The organism is Candidatus Seongchinamella marina, assembly GCF_026262685.1.
Lineage (GTDB): Bacteria > Pseudomonadota > Gammaproteobacteria > Pseudomonadales > Halieaceae > Halioglobus > Halioglobus marinus.
In genome coordinates, this window is the sequence record NZ_SHNP01000009.1 from 31,309 (window position 1) to 53,427 (window position 22,119).

At 53.8% G+C, this 22,119-nt stretch carries 21 protein-coding genes; 12 read left to right on the forward strand and 9 right to left on the reverse strand.

Going from position 1 to position 22,119, the window contains the following annotated elements; all coding sequences use genetic code 11:
- The first annotated feature begins 2 nt into the window (after positions 1-2).
- From purH to coq7, 3 genes are read left to right on the forward strand one after another with little or no spacing between them, the layout of a single operon-like run.
- Positions 3-1,571: a bifunctional phosphoribosylaminoimidazolecarboxamide formyltransferase/IMP cyclohydrolase gene (gene purH / locus EYC87_RS18430; protein ID WP_007228266.1), complete on the forward strand. Its 1,569-nt coding sequence runs from the start codon at positions 3-5 to the stop codon at positions 1,569-1,571.
- 23 nt (positions 1,572-1,594) lie between these two features.
- On the forward strand, positions 1,595-2,884 hold the full coding sequence (purD, locus tag EYC87_RS18435; RefSeq protein WP_279254192.1) for a phosphoribosylamine--glycine ligase: 1,290 nt from the start codon (positions 1,595-1,597) through the stop codon (positions 2,882-2,884).
- Positions 2,885-2,903: 19 nt separating this feature from the next.
- Positions 2,904-3,548, forward strand: a complete 645-nt coding sequence (coq7, locus tag EYC87_RS18440; protein WP_279254193.1) for a 2-polyprenyl-3-methyl-6-methoxy-1,4-benzoquinone monooxygenase — start codon at positions 2,904-2,906, stop codon at positions 3,546-3,548.
- 228 nt (positions 3,549-3,776) lie between these two features.
- Here coq7 and EYC87_RS18445 read toward each other — a convergent pair whose 3' ends face one another.
- Entirely contained in the window at positions 3,777-3,977 is a 201-nt protein-coding gene (locus tag EYC87_RS18445) for a hypothetical protein (protein ID WP_279254194.1), read from the reverse strand.
- On the opposite strand from EYC87_RS18445, the gene EYC87_RS19535 reads away from it, so the two are divergent.
- Positions 3,886-4,113, forward strand: coding sequence for a VanZ family protein (locus EYC87_RS19535; RefSeq protein ID WP_423243987.1), 228 nt, complete (start codon positions 3,886-3,888; stop codon positions 4,111-4,113). The genes EYC87_RS18445 and EYC87_RS19535 overlap by 92 nt on opposite strands.
- Positions 4,053-4,874 carry a ComEC/Rec2 family competence protein gene (locus EYC87_RS18450; protein WP_279254195.1) on the forward strand — a complete coding sequence of 274 codons (822 nt, stop codon included), beginning with the start codon at positions 4,053-4,055 and terminating at the stop codon, positions 4,872-4,874. Before EYC87_RS19535 ends, EYC87_RS18450 begins: the two co-directional genes overlap by 61 nt.
- 3 nt (positions 4,875-4,877) lie before the next feature.
- Here EYC87_RS18450 and EYC87_RS18455 read toward each other — a convergent pair whose 3' ends face one another.
- The gene (locus EYC87_RS18455) at positions 4,878-5,303 is read right to left on the reverse strand and encodes an OsmC family protein (protein ID WP_279254196.1); all 426 of its coding nucleotides are present in this window, start codon (positions 5,301-5,303) and stop codon (positions 4,878-4,880) included.
- Positions 5,304-5,419: 116 nt separating this feature from the next.
- Here EYC87_RS18455 and crp point away from each other — a divergent pair, with 116 nt between their 5' ends.
- A complete protein-coding gene (gene crp, locus EYC87_RS18460; protein ID WP_007228359.1) occupies positions 5,420-6,064 on the forward strand; it encodes a cAMP-activated global transcriptional regulator CRP in 645 nt (214 codons plus the stop codon).
- A 62-nt stretch (positions 6,065-6,126) separates the two neighbouring features.
- Here the strand turns inward: crp and trpC are convergent, their stop codons facing one another.
- The 7 genes from trpC to EYC87_RS18495 form a co-directional block, all read right to left on the reverse strand.
- Positions 6,127-6,927, reverse strand: coding sequence for an indole-3-glycerol phosphate synthase TrpC (trpC, locus tag EYC87_RS18465; RefSeq protein WP_279254197.1), 801 nt, complete (start codon positions 6,925-6,927; stop codon positions 6,127-6,129).
- Between the two features lie 7 nt (positions 6,928-6,934).
- Positions 6,935-7,975, reverse strand: a complete 1,041-nt coding sequence (gene trpD / locus EYC87_RS18470; protein ID WP_279254198.1) for an anthranilate phosphoribosyltransferase — start codon at positions 7,973-7,975, stop codon at positions 6,935-6,937.
- A gap of 1 nt (position 7,976) precedes the next feature.
- Positions 7,977-8,555 carry an anthranilate synthase component II gene (locus EYC87_RS18475; protein WP_279254199.1) on the reverse strand — a complete coding sequence of 193 codons (579 nt, stop codon included), beginning with the start codon at positions 8,553-8,555 and terminating at the stop codon, positions 7,977-7,979.
- Between the two features lie 3 nt (positions 8,556-8,558).
- Positions 8,559-10,043, reverse strand: a complete 1,485-nt coding sequence (gene trpE / locus EYC87_RS18480) for an anthranilate synthase component I (RefSeq protein WP_279254200.1) — start codon at positions 10,041-10,043, stop codon at positions 8,559-8,561.
- Positions 10,044-10,279: 236 nt separating this feature from the next.
- Positions 10,280-10,948: a ribulose-phosphate 3-epimerase gene (gene rpe / locus EYC87_RS18485; RefSeq protein ID WP_007228344.1), complete on the reverse strand. Its 669-nt coding sequence runs from the start codon at positions 10,946-10,948 to the stop codon at positions 10,280-10,282.
- A gap of 76 nt (positions 10,949-11,024) precedes the next feature.
- Complete coding sequence (gene murU, locus EYC87_RS18490) at positions 11,025-11,711, reverse strand: N-acetylmuramate alpha-1-phosphate uridylyltransferase MurU (protein ID WP_279254201.1); 687 nt, start codon at positions 11,709-11,711, stop codon at positions 11,025-11,027.
- The gene (locus tag EYC87_RS18495) at positions 11,708-12,733 is read right to left on the reverse strand and encodes an aminoglycoside phosphotransferase family protein (protein WP_279254202.1); all 1,026 of its coding nucleotides are present in this window, start codon (positions 12,731-12,733) and stop codon (positions 11,708-11,710) included. Before EYC87_RS18495 ends, murU begins: the two co-directional genes overlap by 4 nt.
- A 184-nt stretch (positions 12,734-12,917) precedes the next feature.
- Here EYC87_RS18495 and EYC87_RS18500 point away from each other — a divergent pair, with 184 nt between their 5' ends.
- The 6 genes from EYC87_RS18500 (at position 12,918) to EYC87_RS18525 (ending at position 22,119) form a co-directional block, all read left to right on the forward strand.
- Positions 12,918-15,248 carry an LPS-assembly protein LptD gene (locus EYC87_RS18500; protein WP_279254203.1) on the forward strand — a complete coding sequence of 777 codons (2,331 nt, stop codon included), beginning with the start codon at positions 12,918-12,920 and terminating at the stop codon, positions 15,246-15,248.
- The gene (locus EYC87_RS18505; protein WP_279254204.1) at positions 15,238-16,515 is read left to right on the forward strand and encodes a peptidylprolyl isomerase; all 1,278 of its coding nucleotides are present in this window, start codon (positions 15,238-15,240) and stop codon (positions 16,513-16,515) included. Before EYC87_RS18500 ends, EYC87_RS18505 begins: the two co-directional genes overlap by 11 nt.
- Before the next feature lie 22 nt (positions 16,516-16,537).
- The gene (pdxA, locus tag EYC87_RS18510) at positions 16,538-17,530 is read left to right on the forward strand and encodes a 4-hydroxythreonine-4-phosphate dehydrogenase PdxA (RefSeq protein ID WP_279254205.1); all 993 of its coding nucleotides are present in this window, start codon (positions 16,538-16,540) and stop codon (positions 17,528-17,530) included.
- 73 nt (positions 17,531-17,603) lie between these two features.
- The gene (locus EYC87_RS18515; RefSeq protein ID WP_279254206.1) at positions 17,604-19,424 is read left to right on the forward strand and encodes a hypothetical protein; all 1,821 of its coding nucleotides are present in this window, start codon (positions 17,604-17,606) and stop codon (positions 19,422-19,424) included.
- A 17-nt stretch (positions 19,425-19,441) separates the two neighbouring features.
- Complete coding sequence (locus EYC87_RS18520; protein ID WP_279254207.1) at positions 19,442-20,683, forward strand: hypothetical protein; 1,242 nt, start codon at positions 19,442-19,444, stop codon at positions 20,681-20,683.
- A complete protein-coding gene (locus EYC87_RS18525; protein WP_279254208.1) occupies positions 20,683-22,119 on the forward strand; it encodes a hypothetical protein in 1,437 nt (478 codons plus the stop codon). The genes EYC87_RS18520 and EYC87_RS18525 overlap by 1 nt, the downstream gene beginning before the upstream one ends.

Here is a 22,119-nt window from a genome sequence, read left to right on the forward strand (position 1 = left end):
CCATGAGTGAGATGGTTAAAGTGTCACGAGCCTTGATCAGCGTTTCCGACAAATCCGGGATCGTTGAGTTCGCCAGTAGCCTGCGCGCAATGGGTATAGAACTGCTTTCCACTGGCGGCACATACAAATTGCTGCAGGAAAATGGTCTGGACGTTACCGAGGTTTCCCAATACACCGGTTTCCCGGAAATGATGGATGGTCGCGTCAAGACCCTGCACCCAAAAGTGCACGGTGGCATTCTCGCCAGACGCGGGCAAGACGATGCGGTTATGGCAGACCACGGGATCGATGCCATCGACATGGTTGTCGTCAACCTCTATCCCTTCGAGGCCACTGTTGCCAAGCCAGACTGCACGCTTGAAGACGCCGTTGAGAATATCGATATAGGCGGGCCCACCATGGTCAGGGCAGCGGCCAAGAATCATCGCTTCGTCAATATCGTCGTCAACGCCAGTGACTACGCGACCATCGTGGCGGAAATGCAGGCCAACGAAGGGGCCACCAGCATGGCGACCCGCTTCGACCTCGCAATTAAAGCCTACGAGCACACCGCCGCCTACGACGGTGCCATTGCCAACCATTTCGGCAAGTTGGTCCCCGGTGGCTCTGCGAGCTTCGCACGAACCTTTAACTCCCAGTTTCACAAAGTGCAGGAGATGCGCTACGGCGAGAATCCGCACCAGAAAGCCGCTTTCTACGTGGAAAAAGAGCCTGCTGAAGCTGGCATTGCGACTGCCAAGCAAATTCAGGGTAAGGAACTGTCATACAACAACGTGGCAGACACCGATGCAGCCCTGGAATGCGTTAAAAACTTCTCCGAGCCCGCTTGTGTCATCGTAAAACATGCCAACCCCTGTGGCGTTGCCATTGCCAGCGACATCGGCAAAGCCTACGAGCTGGCTTTCGATACCGACACCGAGTCTGCCTTTGGCGGCATTATCGCCTTCAACCGGGAACTGGACGCTGCCACCGCCGCAGCGATCTGCGAACAACAGTTCGTAGAGGTGATCATTGCCCCTAGCGTCAGCCCCGAAGCCGCTGCTGCAGTGGCAGAAAAGAAAAACGTGCGTCTACTTGAGTGCGGCCAGTGGTCACCCCAGGGTCCGGCGCTGGACTACAAACGAGTCAACGGCGGATTGCTGGTGCAGGACCGCGACCTGGGCATGGTAAGTGCGGCAGACCTGAACGTGGTCAGCAAAGTCCAGCCGACAGAGCAGCAACTGAGTGACCTGCTATTTGCCTGGAAAGTGGCCAAATTTGTGAAATCCAACGCGATTATTTACGCCAACAATGGCCAGACGGTAGGTGTGGGTGCTGGTCAGATGAGCCGGGTCAATTCCGCGAGGATTGCTGCCATCAAGGCGGAGCATGCCGGCCTGGCAGTGAAGGGCTCGGTAATGGCGTCAGACGCTTTCTTCCCGTTCCGTGATGGCATCGATGCCGCTGGCGAACGAGGCATTGCGGCGGTAATTCAGCCGGGCGGCTCGATTCGTGACGACGAAATCATCGCCGCGGCGGATGAACATGGCATGGCCATGGTCTTTACCGGCATGCGCCACTTCCGCCACTAATCGCTCGGCCTGGAGAGACACAAGTGAATGTTTTGATTATCGGCAGCGGCGGTCGCGAACACGCCCTCGCGTGGAAAGCCGCCCAGTCTGACAAGGCGGAAACTATTTATGTTGCGCCTGGCAATGCTGGTACCGCCAACGAACACGGTATCGAAAATATTGCCCTCGATGTCATGGACTTCCCTGCCCTGGCAGATTTCGCCGAGCACAATCAGGTTGGCCTGACTATTGTTGGCCCGGAAGCTCCCCTCGTAGAAGGTATCGTCGATTACTTTGCCCAGCGCAATTTGCGTTGCTTTGGCCCCAGCGCTGGCGCCGCCCAGTTGGAAGGATCAAAAGCCTTCACCAAGGACTTTCTCGCTCGCCACCAGATTCCCACCGGCGCTTATGCAAATTTCACTGAGGTCGAACCGGCACTGGCTTACCTGCGTGAGCAGGGCGCACCTATTGTCGTTAAGGCCGATGGTCTGGCAGCGGGCAAGGGTGTAATCGTCGCCGAGACGCTGGAGCAGGCCGAGGAAGCTGTCACCGATATGCTTTCTGGCAATGCCTTTGGCGACGCCGGCTGTCGTGTAGTGATAGAGGAATTCCTCGAAGGTGAGGAAGCCAGTTTTATCGTTATGGTCGATGGTGCAAACGTTCTTCCCATGGCCACCAGCCAGGACCACAAACGCATTGGCGAAGGCGACATCGGCCCCAATACGGGTGGCATGGGCGCCTACTCGCCGGCTCCGGTGGTGAATAATCTGATTCACCAGCGCATTATGGATGAAGTGATCATGCCAACCGTGCGCGGAATGGCTGCCGAGGGCAACGATTACACGGGCTTCTTATACGCGGGTTTGATGATTTCACCCGAGGGTGAGCCCAAAGTGATTGAATATAACTGCCGTTTTGGCGACCCGGAAACCCAGCCCATTATGGTTCGCCTGCAATCAGACCTGGTGGCACTCTGTGAGTCAGCGCTGGATAAAAAGCTGGACACGATCAGTGCTCACTGGGATCAGCGTTGCGCCATTGGCGTGGTATTGGCGGCCGGCGGTTATCCCGCAAGCTACGGCAAAGGCGCTGTCATTCAAGGACTGGCCGCACCGCAAGCAGACAATATCAAGGTATTTCACGCAGGAACCGAGCAAGATGGCGACAAGATCGTGACCAGCGGCGGTCGCGTGTTGTGCGTCACCGCGCTGGGCGATGACATCGCTGCTGCCCAAAAGGACTGTTACCTTGGGGTGGACAAGATCAGTTGGGAGGGCGTGACCCTGCGCCGGGACATTGGCTGGCGCGCAATCGCGCGCTATAGTCAGGACTGAGTTCAAAGAGCACTACAAAATGCGCAAGCGCAGACTTTCACTGATCGACAGATTCATCAGCGAGACCGACTCGGTGATGCGTACCATCACCAATCAAGGTCATTCGGCAGGCCGTCCCTCGCCCGCCGAGGGCCATACCGATACCGAGCTGGATGAATCGGACCGCAAACACGTGGCCGGCTTGATGCGAGTCAACCATACCGGAGAAGTGTGTGCCCAGGCGCTTTACCAGGGCCAGGCGCTGACCGCACGCCTGCCGAAAGTGCGCGAAGAAATGCAACAGGCCGCCGACGAAGAGATTGATCACCTGGTCTGGTGTGAACAGCGTCTGCGAGAACTCGATAGCCACACCAGCTATCTGAACCCCGCTTGGTATGGCATGTCATTCGCGCTGGGTGCCATCGCTGGCGCACTCGGTGACGACGTCAGCCTCGGCTTCGTCGCCGCCACCGAAGAGCGAGTGTGCAATCACCTGAAAGATCACCTCAAGGAACTTCCCGGGGACGACCGCAAGTCGCAGCTCATTTTGCAAAAAATGTTGGAAGACGAGGAACGCCACGGAAGCAATGCCCTCAAAGCGGGCGGCAAGGACTTTCCAACGCCAGTGAAGAATGCAATGACAGCGATGTCAGGACTAATGACTGGCAGCAGCTACAGAATTTGATTCCTAGATAGTTATGGGCTCGAACAACACTGTCTTTTATCGCTCCCGCCTCTGGGCCCTGATCTGGATCTACATCCTCTCGATTTATGTATCGCTGCCGCTCATGCGAGCAATTCTTGGCTTTTTAAAGGACTCATTGGGGCAAGCGAGTTTCTCGTTATTACTTTCACTTACAATGATGTCCGTTGGACTAATTATTCTGGTCTGGGGCGGACGCCGAAGCGCCCGTCATTGTTTCATGGCCTGCATCCCAGTCGCCATCATCGGTACTATCTCGTACAACTTGTCGATACCAGAAGAAAAGGTCCACTTTCTACAGTATGGCTTGCTGGGGATGATGGTAACCGCAACGGCCCGTAGCGAATCGATCAGTTTACTGGCAAAACTCGCCATATTCGCCATATCGGTGGGAATGATCGATGAAACCATTCAGTGGTACCTCCCAAATCGAGTAGGGGATCCAAGAGATGTGGCTTTTAATACCGTGGCGGCTATCCTAGGGATATGGATAGGAAAAATACTCTTTGGATCGTCGCCGTTTGGCTCGCTGCCGCGGTCGCCCTGAAAGCAAATGCCCTTGAGATTACCTTCCTCGATGTCGGCGAAGGCGAGGCCATTTTCTTGAAGTCGGCTGGGCAGACAGCCTTGATCGATAGCGGCAATCCGCTTAGCGGAGCGGTAGTCACCGACTTTCTTAAAGCGAGGGGAGTCAATAGTTTGGATAAAGTTATTATTACCCACCCCCATTTGGACCATATGGGTGGCGTATTCCAGATACTTCCTCGATTTACCGTCAAGCAACGCTATGACAACGGGCAAAACGCTGATCCTAAAAATCACCTTTACCGCTGGTATCGACAGGCTTATAGGAACGTTAATTATCAAGCACTAAAACCGGGAGATCGACTGACTCTTGGAGAAGCTGAAATTCTCGTTCTCAACTCAACGCAGCCAGACCGTTCAAGCTGGAACAAAAATTCTCTTGTGCTCATGGTAAGTCATCGTGAGAGTCGCGCCCTGCTGATGGCGGACGCGGATGCCTCAGTAGAGCAGAAATTGCTCGACCAAGGCGCATTGCTAAGCGCAAATCTTCTAAAACTGGGTCATCACGGTCACTCAGACGCAACAACAGAAACGTTTTTGCAAGGCGTATCACCAGATTTTGCGGTCATTTCCATAAATGAAGATAATGCGCGTGGCTATCCGTCAAAGAAGATATTAAACCGGCTAGAGGAGCATTCCATAAAAACGCTGACTACCTACGAACACGGGCATCTATTCTTCAAGAGTAACGGCCAGTGCTTTTATCGCTCTGGACTCTTATAAGCCTTATGCTTCCATCTCCTCGATTTCATAACTGTGGGTCATTTTTACGCCAGCGGCGCCCAACATAATAGAGGCACTGCAATACTTCTCTGCAGATAATTCCACCGCACGCTTAACCTGGTTTTCCTTCAGGGCAACGCCGCTCACTACAAAGTGCAAATTGATTTTAGTAAACACCGCTGGCACCGCGTCGGCGCGCTCTGCCTCAATTTCCACCCGACAGTCGACAACCTTCTGCCGCGACTTTTTCAGCATGCTCATGACGTCATAGGTAGAGCAGCCGCCCGTGCCGATAAGGAGCATCTCCATAGGGCGAGGCCCTAAATTACGGCCTCCCAGTTCTTCTGAGCCGTCCATCACCACCGCGTGACCACTGCCAGATTCGCCCAAGAACATGGCACCATCAGTCCATTTAACCGTCGCTTTCATCGGTTCCTCAACTACAAAAAAACAGGCGCAGGAGCTTAGCACAACATCTAGCATTTTACTTGAGATGCGTCTGGGCTAGAATCGAATCACACTGAAGCAAAAATAAGGTAAAGCGTGTGCTAAAACCGCAAGTGACCAGCAATATCCCCAACGTGGAAAACTTTCTACGACATTGCCAACGGCAGCAATACAAGGCCAAAGGGAATGTAATGAATCAGGGCGAAGCTGGCGACAAGCTTTACCTGATTTTGGAGGGTTCTGTCTCCGTAATGGTGGAGGATGTATCAGAGCCAGGCCACATGTTGGTTGTCAGCTACCTCAACCCCGGCGATTTTGTTGGCGAAATGGGTTTGTTTGAGGACGATGTGAGTTCGCGCAGCGCGATGGTCGTCGCTAAGACCGAATGCGAAGTCGCTGAAATTAGCTACGATAAATTTCACCAGATCAGCGCTCATTATCCCGATGTGCTTTACGCCATAGCACGGCAGTTGGGCAAACGCCTGCGCCAGACCACTCGCAAGCTTACAGACCTGGCCTTCGTCGATGTCTCTGGGCGCATTGCTCATACCCTGATAGACCTCTGCCTGGAGCCCGATGCTATGACCCATCCAGATGGCATGCAAATCAAGATCACCCGCCAGGAGTTGGGTAAAATTGTGGGCTGTTCCAGGGAAATGGCAGGGCGCGTGCTGAAGGCGCTGGAAGAGGACGGACTGGTATCTGTTACAGGTAAAACCATGGTGGTGTTTGGGGCTCGTTAGTCTCAGTGCGACATTGAGCAACAAATACCGATATAAATACTTTTACTCGACCGTCAGCATCATTAGAAAAACAACTCTTTTAGCTTTTCCCCCGGTTCCTCAGCGCGCATAAAAGCCTCTCCTACCAAGAAGGCATGTACGTTTCGCTCGCGCATCACTGCCACGTCTGCAGGCGTGTGAATTCCACTCTCTGTCACCACAACCCGGTCCTCGGGAATATGAGGCAAAAGCTCCAGTGTGGTCTCCAGGCGCATGTCGAAACTATGCAAATCCCGGTTGTTAATGCCTACCAGCTGGGTCTCGAGCTCCAGAGCACGATCCAGTTCAGCCCGGTCATGCACTTCTACCAGCACATCTAGCTCAAAATCAGATGCAACCTCGGCCAACTCGCGCATTTGGTCATCCGCAAGAGCCGCGACAATAAGCAAGATTGCATCAGCGCCTATGGCTCGTGCTTCCACTACCTGATAGGGATCGACGGTAAAGTCCTTACGAATCACCGGTAGCTCGCAGGCCTTTCGAGCCTGCTGCAAATATTCGTCCGAGCCCTGGAAAAAGTCGATATCGGTAAGCACAGACAAACAGGTTGCTCCTCCGCTAGCGTAGCTGGAGGCAATATCTGCAGGCTGGAAGTCTGCCCGAATAATGCCCTTGCTGGGCGACGCCTTTTTCACTTCGGCGATAACCGCGGGCTCGGAGCGGGCAACTTTTGCCGCCATTGCTGCGGTGAAACCCCGAGGCGGCGACTGCTCCTTAATCAGTGATTCAATACTACCCAAAGACTGCCTGCTGCGGCGCGAGGCTACCTCCTGAGCTTTGCGGGCCAGAATCTTGCGTAAAATGGTTGGAGGGTTCACAGCCATCGTTCGATCAAGCCCCGCCACGCATCAACTGGGTGAAATCGATGAAAGACTTGAGCTTCTCTGCTGCCTGGCCGGTAGCCAACAGGTCCTCCGCCATATCAACACCATCGGCCAGAGTGCTGGCAACGCCGGCCACATAAATAGTAGCGCCCGCGTTCAATGCAATTATCGCCGCGGCCTTGCGAGAAGCCTCATCATTCTTGCCCGCGAGCGCGTTACGAATCAGTGCCGCAGACGCATGTGAATCGGTCACTGATAATCCTTCCAAACTCTCACGCTGAACGCCAAAGTCCTCAGGATTAATGTGATAGGTCTCGACAGTGCCGGCCCGCAGCTCTGCAACCTGCGTACCTGCCGCAATGGATATTTCATCCAGACCATCATCCGAATGAAGCACCATCACATGCTCGGCACCCAGTGCCTTACAGACGTGCGCCAGAGGTTCACAGAGTTCTGCAGAAAATACGCCAATCACCTGGCGCTTAACTCCCGCCGGATTGGTCAGCGGACCCAATACATTAAAAATGGTACGCATTCCCAATTCACGCCGGGGACCCACCGCATAGCGCATGGCACTGTGATGGGCAGGAGCAAACATAAACCCCACTCCAATTTCTTCGATCGCCCTGGCGACTTGTTTAGGATCCAGATCCAGAGGCAAACCCAATGTTTCCAGAACGTCAGAACTGCCACTGCTGGACGATACTCCGCGGTTACCGTGCTTGGCCACGTGCGCGCCCGCAGCAGCCACGACGAACGTCGATGCGGTAGACACATTAAACAGGTTGGCGCCGTCGCCACCGGTGCCCACCAGGTCCACCAGGTGAGGACAGTCCACCGTTACCGGTGTAGCCAGCTCGCGCATGACCTGAGCGGCACCAGCTATTTCATCAATGGTCTCGCCTTTGATCCGCAGGGCAACCAGTAACGCACCGATCTGGGCGTCGGTGGCGTCTCCGGACATGACCTGGCGCATGACGCCTGCCATTTCCTCGCGAGTGAGATCCCTGGGCTCTACCAGAGCGACAACAGCTTTTTGAATATCCATGTTATTGCTCCAGGAAATTGCGCAGCAAGTCGTGACCATGCGCGGTAAGAATAGACTCCGGGTGGAACTGTACACCCTCTATCGCCAGTTCCCGATGGCGAAGTCCCATGATTTCGTCAACCTCACCAGATTCAGTCTGGGTCCAGGCAGTAACCTCTAGACATTCGGGCAGGCTATCTCTAGCAACCACCAGACTGTGGTAGCGCGTCGCCTCGAAAGGTTGACTCAGGCCGCGAAAAACACCGTCTCCTCGATGGTGCACAGGGGAAGTCTTGCCGTGCATAACCTTTCTGGCGCGAATGACTTCACCACCAAAGGCCTGGCCGATGCTCTGGTGTCCCAGGCAAATCCCAAGAATGGGCAACTTACCCGCATATTCTTTAATCACAGCCATGGACACGCCCGCCTCGTTAGGAGTGCAGGGGCCGGGGGAAATCACTATTTTCTCCGGAGACAGCGCGGCAATATCCGCCACTGCAATTTCATCATTGCGCACTACATGAACGTCTGCGCCCAACTCACCCAGATACTGCACCACGTTATAAGTGAAGGAGTCGTAATTATCGATCATCAGTAGCATGGTTTACTCCTCCCCTGCCAGAACCATGGAGGCCGCGCGAAACATTGCACGAGCCTTGTTATGAGTTTCTTTCCATTCCAGTCGTGGCACAGAGTCTGCAACCACACCGCCGCCCGCCTGCACATACAGTTTGCCATCTTTGATCACAGCGGTGCGAATGGCTATCGCCGTATCCATATCGCCCGCCCATGAAATGTAGCCCACGGCACCACCGTAAACGCCACGCTTGACCGGCTCCAGCTCGTCGATAATTTCCATGGCTCTAATCTTGGGAGCGCCGCTCAATGTACCCGCGGGAAGCGTTGCCCTAAGAACATCAATCGCTGTCTTGTCGTCTTTTAACTCGCCAGTGACGTTGGATACGATATGCATGACATGTGAATAACGCTCAACAACCATTTTGTCTGTCAGTTCTACAGTACCGGTCTGGGCGATGCGACCCACATCGTTGCGCCCCAGATCGATTAGCATCAGATGCTCCGCAATTTCCTTGGGATCAGCCAGCAACTCATCTTCCAGAGCCTTGTCCTCATCCTCGGTGTAACCACGCCGACGAGTGCCTGCAATAGGGCGTACGGTCACCAGCCCCTTTTCCAGCCGCGCCAGAATTTCAGGCGATGAGCCCACGATGTGGAAATCTTCCAGATCCAGGTAATACATATACGGTGACGGGTTGAGATTACGCAGCGCACGATAAAGATTCAGCGGCGGCGCAGAAAAAGGCACGCTCATGCGCTGGGAAGGCACTACCTGCATGACGTCGCCTGCCAACACATAATCCTTCACCTTTTCTACGGCTTCGTAGTATTGCTCCTCGGTAAAGTGCGAATCGGCCTGCTGCTCCAGGTCTGAACTATCGGCAGCACCGAGCACCACCTCGGGCAGTGTCGGCATTGGCTCGGGGAGTTTGGCAACCAGCGCTTGGAGTCGCTGGTTCGCCCTCTCCAGCGCATTGTGTTGCGAGGGATCAGCATTGATCACCAGGCGAATCGTACCTGCGAGGTTATCAAAGACCAATACTTCCTCGGACACCATTAACAGGATATCGGGATTACCCAGTTCGTCTTCGGGCGCCCCGGGCGCTAAACGAGGCTCGACATAGCGAACGGTATCGTAGCCAAAATAGCCCACCAGGCCACCGTGAAAGACAGGTAGATCATCTCTTGGCGCGGTGCGATAGCGGTGTTGGAAATCTTCGGCGAAAGCCAAAGGGTCCTCTACCTCGTGGCTTTCCTGCAGTTGACCGTCCACATAAATATCTGCCTGATAGCCATGGACTTTGAGCACAGTTCGGCAAGGCAAACCAATAATTGAGTAACGACCCCACTTCTCACCGCCCTGAACCGACTCGAAGAAGAAGGAGTAAGGCCCTTCTGCCAGTTTGCGGTAGGCACTGATAGGGGTTTCCAGATCAGCCAGCACTTCAAGGCTGACGGGTATACGGTTGTAGTCTTGTGCCGCCAGAGCGGCAAAGTCCTGCGGATTCATGGGTGTTCCTCGGAGATTGAATGTGCGTAATCAGGTCGTAGTGAGTTCCTGGCTACCATCGCCAGCAAGTGATCTCACGCATTGAGGCCAACTCAATGCTATTACGCGGGGCTGTTTGCACAGCTTTCTCCGAATTCAAGGGGTGCCCATTGTACATTGACAGATAGTATTGGCAAATGGCTTGGAAAGCGGCTTGAGAGCAGATGAGTCCCGCGAAACACCAGCCGCCTTGCGTCTTAAACAGTGGCGAGCTGTGACCGCATCTCAGCAATCACCGTCGCATAATCTGGCTGATTGAAAATCGCAGACCCGGCAACAAAGGTATCCGCTCCGGCAGCGGCTATTTCAGCGATATTTTTCGCCGACACACCACCATCGATCTCCAGGCGAATGTCATAACCTGACGCGTCAATTAAAGTCCGTGCCTCGCGCAGCTTGTCCAATGTGCCGGGAATAAAAGATTGACCGCCAAAGCCGGGATTAACCGACATCAACAAAATCATGTCCACCTTGTCCATAACGTATTTCAGCGCATCCAGTCCCATTGCCGGGTTGAAAACCAGCCCTGACTGACAACCTGCGCTGCGGATCATCTGCAAGGAGCGGTCCACGTGGGTAGATGCATCAGGGTGGAAAGTAATAAAGGAGGCTCCAGCCTCTGCAAAATCTCCAATCAGGCTATCTACCGGGCTTACCATCAGGTGCACATCAATCGGGGCAGTCACCCCATGATTACGCAGGGCCTTGCAGACCATGGGGCCAATGGTCAGGTTAGGTACGTAATGATTGTCCATCACGTCGAAATGCACCACGTCGGCACCCGCTTCTAATACATTGTCGACCTCTTCGCCCAGACGAGCAAAATCAGCAGAGAGTATGGAGGGGGCAATCAGGTATTCAGCCATTAGCGAGGGCTCCAAAGGATTAATCCCGCCATTCTACCTGCTATCGCGGTCAGGGACGAGATGGGCCGACATATTGCTATGAAATTACTGACCGAACCCTGACATCCAATGCAGCCAGCCGCTCAGGTGTACCCACATCCTGCCAATCTCCGGGATAATATTCCGCACCCAGGCAGCCGCTACCAATTGCATCATCCAACAGGGGTCGAAGCGGTAATTTCCCCAACGACATGGCTGCAAAAAAATCCGCTGAAAACACACCAACACCGGAATAGGTATAGCCCTGACTATCAACCGGGCGATACTGGACCACGCCGTCGTCGCCCAGGCAAAAATCCCCCAGGGGATGCTGTGGCGGATTATCCACCATCACCAGGTGAGCCGACTCCCAGGATTTAAAGCGATAGTCCATCAGCTCATCAAAGGAATAATCAATCCACACGTCTGCGTTGATCACTAAAAATGGCTGCTCACCGAGCAATGGCAAAGCCCGATGAATACCGCCCGCTGTTTCCAGCGGCTCATGTTCTCTCGAATAGGCAATGCTCAATCCCCACCGAGAACCATCGCCGCAGTGCTCGATAATCTGCTGCGCCAGATGAGACACATTAATCACCAACTCGGTGAAACCGGCTGCTGCCAAAGCGCGGATGTGATAGTCAATCAACGGCACATCGGCCACACGCAACAAGGGCTTGGGAGTATGATCGGTGAGCGGACGCATGCGTTCGCCAAAGCCCGCTGCCAGAATCATCGCCTTCATGAGGGCTTGGCCCAGGGCTGCGTATCGATGACCGGCATCAGTGACGTCTCAAACCAATCGGCAAAGGCTGCGACTTCAGGTAACTCCGTTCGGTATTTTTCCAGCATCTCTCGCACATACAGCAGTACTAAGGGCAGATCTTGAAGGTATCCGGATTTCCGATCCCGCAAATACAGTCGCGCAAACGTGCCCAATACTTTGATGTGACGTTCCAGCCCCATCAGATCGAACCAACACAGGAATTGACCTGCTGCTACATCAACGAGCTGCCCTTTACTCTGCAACAGGCTCAGATACTCCAACGCCCATTGCTCAACCTGCGCAGGTGTCCAGCGGATATAACAGTCACGCAGCAGCGATACCAGGTCATAGCTCACCGGCCCCATCACTGAGTCCTGAAAATCAATCACTGCCAAAGAACCGTCTGCCTGGGGCATGAGATTGCGGCTGTGGAAATCGCGGTGCACCAGCACGCGGGGCTGCTCCAGGGCATTGCGCTTTAACAGATCAGCAAAAGGCCGCCAAACCGGTTCTGGAGGCAAGTCACACGTCAGCAATGCATCCACAAACCACTGTGGAAATCGGCTCAGCTCTTCACTAAACAAGGCATCGTCATAAGACGGCCAGCGAGGGTCATCCGGTTCTATAACGCCCAGGGTGAGCAAGACATCAAAGGCCCGCTGATAGCTGGCATCGACAGTATCGGGCGTCAACTCATCCAGCAGCAGGCGATCACCGAGATCGCCCAGCAGCATAAAGCCGTTCTCCAGGTCTGCGCCATAAAGCCTGGGCACAGTGATTCCGGCCCGCTCTAACATACCCCTGACAGCCAGGAATTCGGTGTTTTTCTCACTGGTCGGCGGAGCTTCTACTGCGATGTAGGTTTGACCTTCGAAATGCAGACGGAAGTATCTCCGGGCGCTGGCATCTCCGGCGACCGAAGCTAGTTCACTGACTTTTACGCCTCCAAGGGTGGCTTGTGCCCAGGGTAATAGTCCTGCGGATGGGTGGCAGACTGCCAATGAGCTCTCCTCAAATAGCGTAAATGAAAGTATCGCGCGCCCCAAGGGGTCAAATTTTCTCGGACAAGGGCAAACCTATGCATTAGAATCCGCCCTTTAATCAGAAGAACCCCTGACACGAATGACATCCAGCACTACCCATCCGAATCTGCGAACTAGCACGTTGAGTCGCCTGGGTCTCGCCGTGGCATTCACATTAATGACGCTGCCCGCGTTGGCACAGGATAGCAGTGAGCCGTCCAAGGCACACCCCCTGGACTGGACTGATATCAAGGAGGTGCCGCCAGAGTTGCGCGATGACCGATGCATTGACTGCCAAGGGCGCTACATGGATCCACTGCGGGATGTGGACACCTCTGTTTCGCCCGACAACGCGCCTATTAACGCTGATGCCAGTGAGGTTGAACTGTATGAAAACACCGCCATCCTCAGTGGCGGGGTATCACTGACCCAGGGCTACCGGCAGATGCGCGCAGATCAGGTCAGTCTGGATCGGCTTGAGAGCATGGGCATACTCGAAGGTAATATCACGTTGCGTGAGCCCGGTATTTTACTGCGCGGTGAACGAGCACAGATTTACTCAGAAACAGGCGTTGCGTCGATTGAATCCAGCCAATGGGTTTTACATAATCTGCACATGCGCGGCAGCGCAAACATTCTGGAGCGCGATAAGGACGGCCTTCTTCACATTCACGACGGAGAGCTCAGTTACTGTGCTCCCAACGAGAATGAATGGTTGATTCAGGCGGAAAAACTCGAGCTTAATGTGGAAGAAGGGTTGGCGGTGGCACGCGGCGCGAAAATCCGCATTGCCGACGTGCCCATTATTTATCTGCCCTGGATACAATTTCCAATTGATGACAGGCGCCGCTCCGGCGTGCTCTGGCCAGACGTAGGCTCGGACTCACGCGGTGGTATCGATGTGGCGATGCCCGTCTACTGGAATGCAGCCCCCAACTACGACCTGCTTTACACGCCTCGTTACATTGAAGAGCGCGGTATTAATCATGAGGCGAAAGCACAATACCTCAACCCCGTGTTGGGTAGCTGGACCGTTGGCGGTGCCTTCATGGACAACGACAAACGCTACGAAGACGATTACCCCAGCGAACGCAACTATGATCGTTGGCTGGCCGTCGTCAGGCAAAACGGCCTTTTTGAGGAGCGCTGGCGCTCGCAGATAGATTACAGCAAGGCCAGTGATGTCAATTATATGAAGGATCTGCAAACCTCTAGTCTGGATTCCAAACGTCGCACCGCGTTGTTGCAGTTGGGCGCCCTGGACTACCTTGGGGATCAGTGGATGGCTACCCTGGAGGTTCAGCAATTTCAAAGTTTGGCGGACGACATTAACAACGACTACAAGAAACTACCCCAGCTGACCGGCAGGTATCGTCCCGATGGCACACCCTTTGAGATAGACCCGATTTTCCTGGCGCAATACTCCAACTTTGACACCGATACCAATAGAGTCACCGGCGAGCGCATCTACACCGAGGCAGGCGCTACCTACCCTATGCTCTGGACTTATGGCTTCTTCAAACCCACAGCCAAGTATCGCTATCTTAGTTACGACCTGGACAAGCACAACAATTTCAGAGAACAAGCGCCGGATGCAGGCGCTCCAATGATAAACCTGGACGCAGGTCTTTTCTTCGACCGGGACACGGAGTTATTTGGCAATTCAATGGTCCAGACCCTGGAACCAAGGCTTTACTATCTTTACAGTAAATATCAGGATCAGACCGGCAACCCGGACTTCGACAGTGCCGAACTGACCTTCACCTACAACCAACTGTTCCGTGAAACGCGTTTTTCCGGTCGAGATCGCATTGACGACTCAGACCAGCTCTCGGTGGGTATCACCACCCGCTTTATTGATCAGGAAGATGGTCGCGAGGAATTCAACGCCAGTTTGGGACAGATCTTCTATTTCAGGGATCGTGAAGTACGCCTCGGTCGCAAGGATCCACCGCTAGCCAGCGGCGGTTCTGAGGTGGCAGGAGAGTTGTCGTTTTTTCCAAACGAACGTCTCAGTGCGCGCACCAGCGTGGTCTGGGACCCCTATAGCGACAAGGTGAACTCTGGTAACTTCTTCACCAGCTATCAACGTGACAATGGCAGCATCTATAACGTGGGCTATACCTATCGACGCCCTCTGACCACAGTCATCACCGCCCAGCCACCCACCGAAGAGGCACACTTTTCGTTCTATGTGCCTACCAGCCAAAATTGGAGCGTCTTTGCGGCGGTGAACTACTCCATTGAAGCCGGGGAGAGCGTAGAAGATATGTTCGGAGTGGAATATGATACCTGCTGCTGGAAGGTGCGACTGCTGCACCTACGTTACTATGATAACACCGCCGGGGAAAACCCTGGCTTTATCGATCCGACACTTGAGCGGGAAGACTCCACCCAGGTACAAATCGTGCTTAAAGGCATGGGCGGCGTTGGCAGCCGTGCCAGCAGCATAATGAAAGACATGATTCGAGGTTTTACCGATAGTGAATATTAAAGCCATGCTGTTGGGCACTTGCCTTACAGCTTCCGCACTTGCCACAGGCCTTGCCCGGGCAGAAACCCAGATGCTGGACCAGGTGGTCGCCGTCGTTGAAGATGACATCATCATGGCCAGCGAACTGCGCGAGCGAATGACATCCGTCACCGAGAACATCAGCACTCGGGGAGTAGAGATGCCTCCTGAGGATGTTTTGATCAGAGAGACCCTGGACAGACTGATTTTGGAAAGCATCCAGATGCAAAAGGGTGCGCGCGTGGGTGTGCGTATTTCCGACACTCAGTTGAACGGTGCAATGCAGCGGGTTGCCGCGCAGAATGGCTTAAGCCCGGATCAGTTCCGCATGGCCCTGGAGCAACAAGGCCAGTCTTACCAGGTTATGCGCGAGCAAATTCGCAAGGAATTGATCATCCAGCGGGTTCAGCAGGGCAACGTTAATCAACGGATTGAGATCACGGAACAGGAAGTAGAAAACTTTCTTGCCACCGAAGAAGGACAAAAGCTGACTCAACCTGAATACCAGATAATGCATGCATTATTGGCGGTATCACCCGGTGCTCCAGCGGCTGAAGTTGAGCGCGCGGAAGCTTATGTGACGCGATTGCTCGAAGAAATAAGTGCCGGCGCGCCGTTTGACAAGGTAGTCAGTGCCCCCGGTCCCTACAATTTTACCGGCGGCAACCTGGGTTGGCGCAAACTGGATGACCTGCCATCACTGTTCTCGGACGTAGCGCCGGAACTTAGCAAGGGCAAAACCACACTGGTAAAGTCCGATAGCGGTTTTCACCTGGTGCACATGGCAGACCGCCGCGGCGGTGAAGACATGATGGTGAGCCAGACCAAGGTTCGCCATATTCTGGTCAAGCCATCGGAAATCATGACCGACGGCCAGGCCAAAGCATTGGTGACCAGCTTGAAAGCCCGCGCCGAAAACGGCGAAGACTTTGCCGATTTGGCCAGGGAATACTCTGAAGATATTGGCTCAGCACAGGAAGGCGGCGACCTCGGATGGACTGACCCCGGCCAGATGGTGCCCGAATTTGAGCAAACCATGCAGATTACAGCAGTGGGAGAGATATCCGATCCGGTTAAAAGCCAATTCGGTTGGCACGTGCTGGAAGTGCTGGATCGTCGAGATGAGGACATGACCGACACTGCCACCAAAAACATGGCCATGAATTACCTGCACAACCGCAAGTACCAGGAAGAGTTGGACGCCTGGCTAAGACAGATTCGTGACGAAGCTTTTGTGGATATCAAGTGACGCGCGGGGATGACCAAATCCAGTGATCCCCAGAATCGCCCTGACGCCTGGTGAGCCCGCCGGCATAGGCCCGGACATCACCCTGGCCATCGCCCAGCAAGCCTGGGATGCAGAACTAGTCGCCATTTGTGACCCGCAGCTGATGCAAGAGCGCGCCGAACTTCTGGGTCTCGAGGTTGAGATACAAGTCATCAACAGCCCATTAGGCGAGCCAAGCCCGCACCAACCCGGCACCCTCAAAGTCTACCCGATCAACCTGACCGCCCCCTGCAAACCCGGTCAGTTGAACCCCTCAAACGCCAGCTACGTTCTCTACACGCTGCACGCGGCGGTGGACGCCTGCATTGCCGGCCGCTGCAACGCTATGGTTACTGCCCCAGTGCAAAAATCGGTGATCAACGATGCTGGCATCCCGTTTTCAGGCCACACCGAGCTGCTGGCAGAGGACACCGACACCCATAGAGTGGTGATGATGCTGGCTAGCAAAGACATGCGCGTTGCGCTTGCCACCACCCATCTGCCCCTGCGCGACGTTGCCGACGCCATTAATGCTGACATGCTGGAAGATACCCTGAACATCCTCCACCGCGACCTGCAAAGCAAATTTGGCCTGGCAAACCCCAAAATTGCGGTATTGGGGCTAAACCCCCACGCCGGCGAAGGCGGTCACATGGGTCGGGAAGAACTGGATATCATCATCCCGGTGCTAGAAAAACTGCGTGCCTCCGGCATGCAACTGGACGGCCCCCTCCCCGCCGATACCGCCTTCAACCCGAAAGTGCTCTCCAACTGCGATGCAGTACTCGCCATTTACCACGACCAGGGTCTACCGACTCTGAAATACGCGAGTTTTGGCGAAGCCGTAAACGTTACCCTGGGCCTCCCCATCATCCGCACCTCGGTAGACCACGGCACCGCCCTGGACCTTGCTGGCTCAGGCAAAGCCGATAGCGGCAGCCTTAAATCTGCTCTGCAAATGGCTATCGATATGAGCCAATCAACTCAAACCAGCTAAGGACCTGCCCTCTGCGGTTTACAGCCAACCCTACCCCCTCTAAACTCCCTCTTTTCCCCGACAAGAGCCCCACATGACCGACGTCCAAACCATCGCCCCCTCCGGCCTTTACGCCTTTAAAGAATGTGAGGTCGTGCTAATGTTCGACGGCGCTGCGATGCTTATGGATAAGTTCAGCGATGCGCAAGTTTTGGTTGGGGCGCCGGTCGCCCATGCCATGCAGCGCTGTCGCAAGTTTCGCACCCTGGAGAATCATGCTGACGTACTTGTCTCATCAATACCAGAGCTCGCCGGCCAGCAGGCTGACGTGATGAACGTGCTCAACATGCTCAAAGATGCAGGCCTACTGGTGACCGCTGACTCCGTATGCGAGCGATTGAACGCCCAAGTTGCTGCGCCGGTCGATCTCCCCCCTACCCGGGTTTTCATCATTACCTGCGATCGCCCCACTGCCGTGGAGCGGTTATTGGAATCTATGCTCCGCACGGGTAACCTGACCCGGCATGAATCCCTTTTCTTGATCGATGACTCTCGCGACCCGGCTAACGCAGACCAAAACCGCGATGCATTAGAACGATTCAACCTGACCTCGCCCCGAGATATGCATTACTTCGGAGCCGATAAAGCCAGGGAATTTATGGATACCCTGATCACGGAGCGGCCAGATCAGGAGAATGGGATACGTTTCCTGATTGATCGCGAAAAATGGGCAGACCACAAAACCTACGGCGTTGCGCGTAACCTGAGTTTGTTGCTCTCGGTAGGCTGTCGAGCTATCGTGATGGATGATGACGTTATCTGTAACGCATTTCAGTCGGCCCATAAAAAAGAGGGTCTGGAATTTCACCCCGTAGACCGGGAAGTCGATTTTTACGCCAATCAGCAAGACATGCTGAACAATGCCCTGCCTGCTGAACTGGACCCGCTATCCGGACACGCCCAATGCCTGGGCCTGACGATCGGCCAAGCCGCACGCAAACTAAGCGACAAGCCCATAGCACCCACAGACCTTGCGGACGCTAACTCCGGCTCATTTATTTTATGGGATGCCGAGTCACCGGTTCTGATTACTCAAAGCGGTACCCTGGGCGATCCCGGCTCACCCACCACAGCCTGGCTTTACCTCTCAAGCGGAGATTCATTGCAACGGCTCATGTCCTTTCCCGGTGGTCTGCAAGGCGCACTAACTGGTCGCAACTACTGGATGGGCCACCCTCGCCCCTGCTTTACTAAAATGGCCGTCATGTCGCAGGTTACCGGCCTCGACAATTCACAACTACTGCCACCTTATTTTCCGGTTTTTCGCGGCGAGGATTACCTGTTCGGTTCGATGACCGAGTATTTGTACCCGAATTCTGCGGTTTTGCACTACGACTTCTGCGTACCCCATATCCCCGTTGACGACCGCACGAATAATGCAGAGCCCGAACCCAGCGATGGCAAAGGTCGCCTCAGAATTGGCAAATACGTTACTGATCACACTGACTATCAAGCAGGTATCAGCCCCGAAGCGCGCCTTACTGCACTGGCGGCAATGGCCAAGCGTCTCTCTGAAACTGACGACCGAGGGCTTCAATCACTCTACCGAAAAGAAGTCGCGGAGCTTCAAGGGCTGGACCAGGTACAGCTGGATGGCCTGCTCAGAGACGGCACCATCAGGTCACCGGAATGGCAGGACTGGCTTCAGCAGAGTGCGAGTAACGTTAATCAATCAATGCAGCAGACCGCTAAAGTCACTGATATGCCTAATCTGCCCGAAGGTGCGTCAGCCGAATACCTACTTGAGGAATTTAGGGGTTTGGCCTCCTGCTTTGCAGAGTCTCTGCAACAGTGGCGAGCCATCAGGCAGGTGGCTAAAATAACAACTGCTTCTATGTTTAACAAAGTCTTGTAGGAAGCTTGAACCATGAAATGGATAGTGATGCATTATCGAGTCAGATGACAATTAGCAATCGGGAATTCATTCGTAGCCTGGGCCTAGCTCTGCTGATGCTATCCGTCAGCGCATTGGTTCTCGGAACCGGCTATTTAATTTTGTCACCTGAATTGGCCAGCCATCAGGAGAACGCCACCCGCGCCGACCCCCGACCTTGGACATTTTCGGGAGGCGACCTAATTCCACGACTGGGCAGCGGCAAAGCCACTGAAGAGAATTACCTTTCAATCACCCGATTGGACCAAGGCATTGACGACCGAGCCATCTTCACCCGCAGAACCAATCTAAAAGCCGCCGACTTACCATTTTTAGAGTACAGAATTACCGACAGGAATCCCGGCTCGTCCTTTTACTTGATTTGGCGCAGGGCGGACAGCCCAGAAGAAGTCTTTAATTCAACAATTCACTGGGCAGACGATCACGCCAGCGTAATTCAACTCTCTAACAACCCAGACTGGCAAGGCACAATCACCGAAATTGGTCTCGATGTGTATGGAGATCTTAGAGATCAGGCACCAGTCGTTGAATACCTGAAGCTGGCACCCTCTCAACAAAACCTACTGGCAAGAGCGATCTGGAATGAATGGACTGTGTTTCGGGAGTGGACCCAAAGATCCGCACATCATTTACGCGGCACTCTTGAAACCCCAATACTTTCCCCCACGCTGGCAATGGCAGCATGGGCTGGCCTTGCGCTGTTACTGCTCTTTTTTCTTGCTCGCATTAAAAAGCAATCTGGCTTCGTCAGTTACATTATCGCGGTATCTATTCCCTGGATTGCACTGGATATGCTCTGGCAATCCAATCTTTCCAAACAACTGGATGAAACCCAGTACCTCTTTGCCGGGAAAACACAAAGTGAAAAGCACCTGGCAGACTGGGAATCTGACTTGTACCAATATGCGCAACACCTTAAGAAAAGCGTGCTTCCAGCACCAGGTGTGAGAATTTTCTTACTGAACGGCGAGCCACACCGAACCTACAAGCGCCTGAAATTGCAATACTACTTACTACCGCACAATACCTTTAATTTTGATCAGTATCCTCGTCCAGGATCGGTTCAGGCAGAAGACTACTTGATAACCCTCGGAGAGATCGAAGGCCTTAAATTCAACGCTGATACCAGTCGCTTGGCCTGGTCACAGCACTCCCTACCTGTGAAGCGACTTGACCATGGCGAACATGGAAGTGTTTATCTTTACGAGGGCAAGCGATAGTGGACACCTGGTTTAGCGCCATAATCGCCCTTTTCCTGCCTTGGCTTGCAGGCTCAGCCTGGACTTACTGGCTACTATCCCGCAGTAGTCGCTGGCATCCAGCTGCAATCATCGGCCACGGCTATTTACTTGGCCTGGTTGCCACTACAATGATTATGCGTGGCTTCCACTGGGCGGGCTTACATCAGAGCTTTTGGGGTGCCAGTTTGTGTCTGGTTTTCCTAACGTTTGCTGCGTTAGGCTTACTTTACCTGAAACCGGCACGCGCACGATTTCGAACAGAAGAGCTTGCCCTGCCGGTCTGGCAAAAAGCGGTCATCGCCCTACTACTAGGACTAATCGCACTTCGGTATGCCACGATCTTTCAGGAACTCATCCTCCGCCCTCTGTTCCCATGGGACGCATGGATGAACTGGGCGCCCAAGGCTATTGTTTGGTTTCACTATAGTGACCTAATGCCGTTCCGCAGCCAGGCGGAGTGGTTGGCTGCGCCAGCTGATGCACTGGTACACCTAGAGGGGGCGAAGAATGCATGGAAGTACCCCGTGGCCGTTCCGTTGGTGCAGCTCTGGGGAATGCTAGCTGTGGGCACTAGTCAATCTACATTGCCATACCTGCCATGGGGTATTATTGCTATCTGCCTGGTGGCAATTATGTACGGGCACCTTCGTCTTCGCGGGATGCCTCCTCTTGCGGCCTGTTTAGCTGCCTACATTATTGCTAACTTGCCATTTATCAACGTACATTCCGCTCTTTCCGGGTACGCTGATCTTTGGGTTGCAGTCTACTTTAGCGCTGCAGTGCTCTTACTCCACGAATGGCAGAGTTCAAGAAAGCACGGCGTTATGCTTCTTTCATGTATGTTAGCCATTATGTGCGCTATGCTGAAAATACCAGGACTGCTTATGACAGGTATCTGGCTGCTGGCGCTCGTCACCTGCCAGATTGATTTCTCAAGGCGATGGGTTTTGATAGCAGTAGCTGTAAGCGCCGCGATAGTTAGCATGTCGCTCACTATTGGCGTGGAGCTTCCAAACCTGTTTACCTTAAGCTGGGAGGAAATAGAAACCCCTTATATCGGAACTTATGCCTTAAAGTTTAACGATGTGTTTTTTCCTGTTTTCGACACTACCCTGATTATGATCAATTGGAATTTTCTATTTTATGCGGTTCCGTTACTACTAATGTTAGTTGTTCCGAGTGTACGAAAAAAAATTTTCTCTACGGGCATTTCGCCGCCCACCATTGCACTACTTTTAACACTAACGTTTCTCTCAATCGTTTACTTCTTCACTGAGCGCTATAAATTCGCAGTGGATTATACCCAAATAAATAGAGCCCTTCTCTATGCTGTGCCGCTCACTATTTACTGTTTTTTCAACCTGATTTACTTAGCCTCGGGCTCACGCGAGAACCCTGCACGCTCCGTCACCTAA

Bases quoted from the DNA above. Each gene is read 5' to 3' on its own strand.
- purH (WP_007228266.1), top strand. From the start codon at position 3: ATGAGTGAGATGGTTAAAGTGTCACGAGCCTTGATCAGCGTTTCCGAC.
- coq7 (WP_279254193.1), top strand. From the start codon at position 2,904: ATGCGCAAGCGCAGACTTTCACTGATCGACAGATTCATCAGCGAGACC.
- EYC87_RS19535 (WP_423243987.1), top strand. From the start codon at position 3,886: ATGGTAACCGCAACGGCCCGTAGCGAATCGATCAGTTTACTGGCAAAA.
- EYC87_RS18445 (WP_279254194.1), bottom strand. From the start codon at position 3,977: ATGGTTTCATCGATCATTCCCACCGATATGGCGAATATGGCGAGTTTT.
- EYC87_RS18450 (WP_279254195.1), top strand. From the start codon at position 4,053: ATGGATAGGAAAAATACTCTTTGGATCGTCGCCGTTTGGCTCGCTGCC.
- EYC87_RS18455 (WP_279254196.1), bottom strand. From the start codon at position 5,303: ATGAAAGCGACGGTTAAATGGACTGATGGTGCCATGTTCTTGGGCGAA.
- trpC (WP_279254197.1), bottom strand. From the start codon at position 6,927: ATGGCTGTGAACCCTCCAACCATTTTACGCAAGATTCTGGCCCGCAAA.
- trpD (WP_279254198.1), bottom strand. From the start codon at position 7,975: ATGGATATTCAAAAAGCTGTTGTCGCTCTGGTAGAGCCCAGGGATCTC.
- EYC87_RS18475 (WP_279254199.1), bottom strand. From the start codon at position 8,555: ATGCTACTGATGATCGATAATTACGACTCCTTCACTTATAACGTGGTG.
- trpE (WP_279254200.1), bottom strand. From the start codon at position 10,043: ATGAATCCGCAGGACTTTGCCGCTCTGGCGGCACAAGACTACAACCGT.
- rpe (WP_007228344.1), bottom strand. From the start codon at position 10,948: ATGGCTGAATACCTGATTGCCCCCTCCATACTCTCTGCTGATTTTGCT.
- murU (WP_279254201.1), bottom strand. From the start codon at position 11,711: ATGAAGGCGATGATTCTGGCAGCGGGCTTTGGCGAACGCATGCGTCCG.
- EYC87_RS18515 (WP_279254206.1), top strand. From the start codon at position 17,604: ATGACCGACGTCCAAACCATCGCCCCCTCCGGCCTTTACGCCTTTAAA.
- EYC87_RS18520 (WP_279254207.1), top strand. From the start codon at position 19,442: ATGGATAGTGATGCATTATCGAGTCAGATGACAATTAGCAATCGGGAA.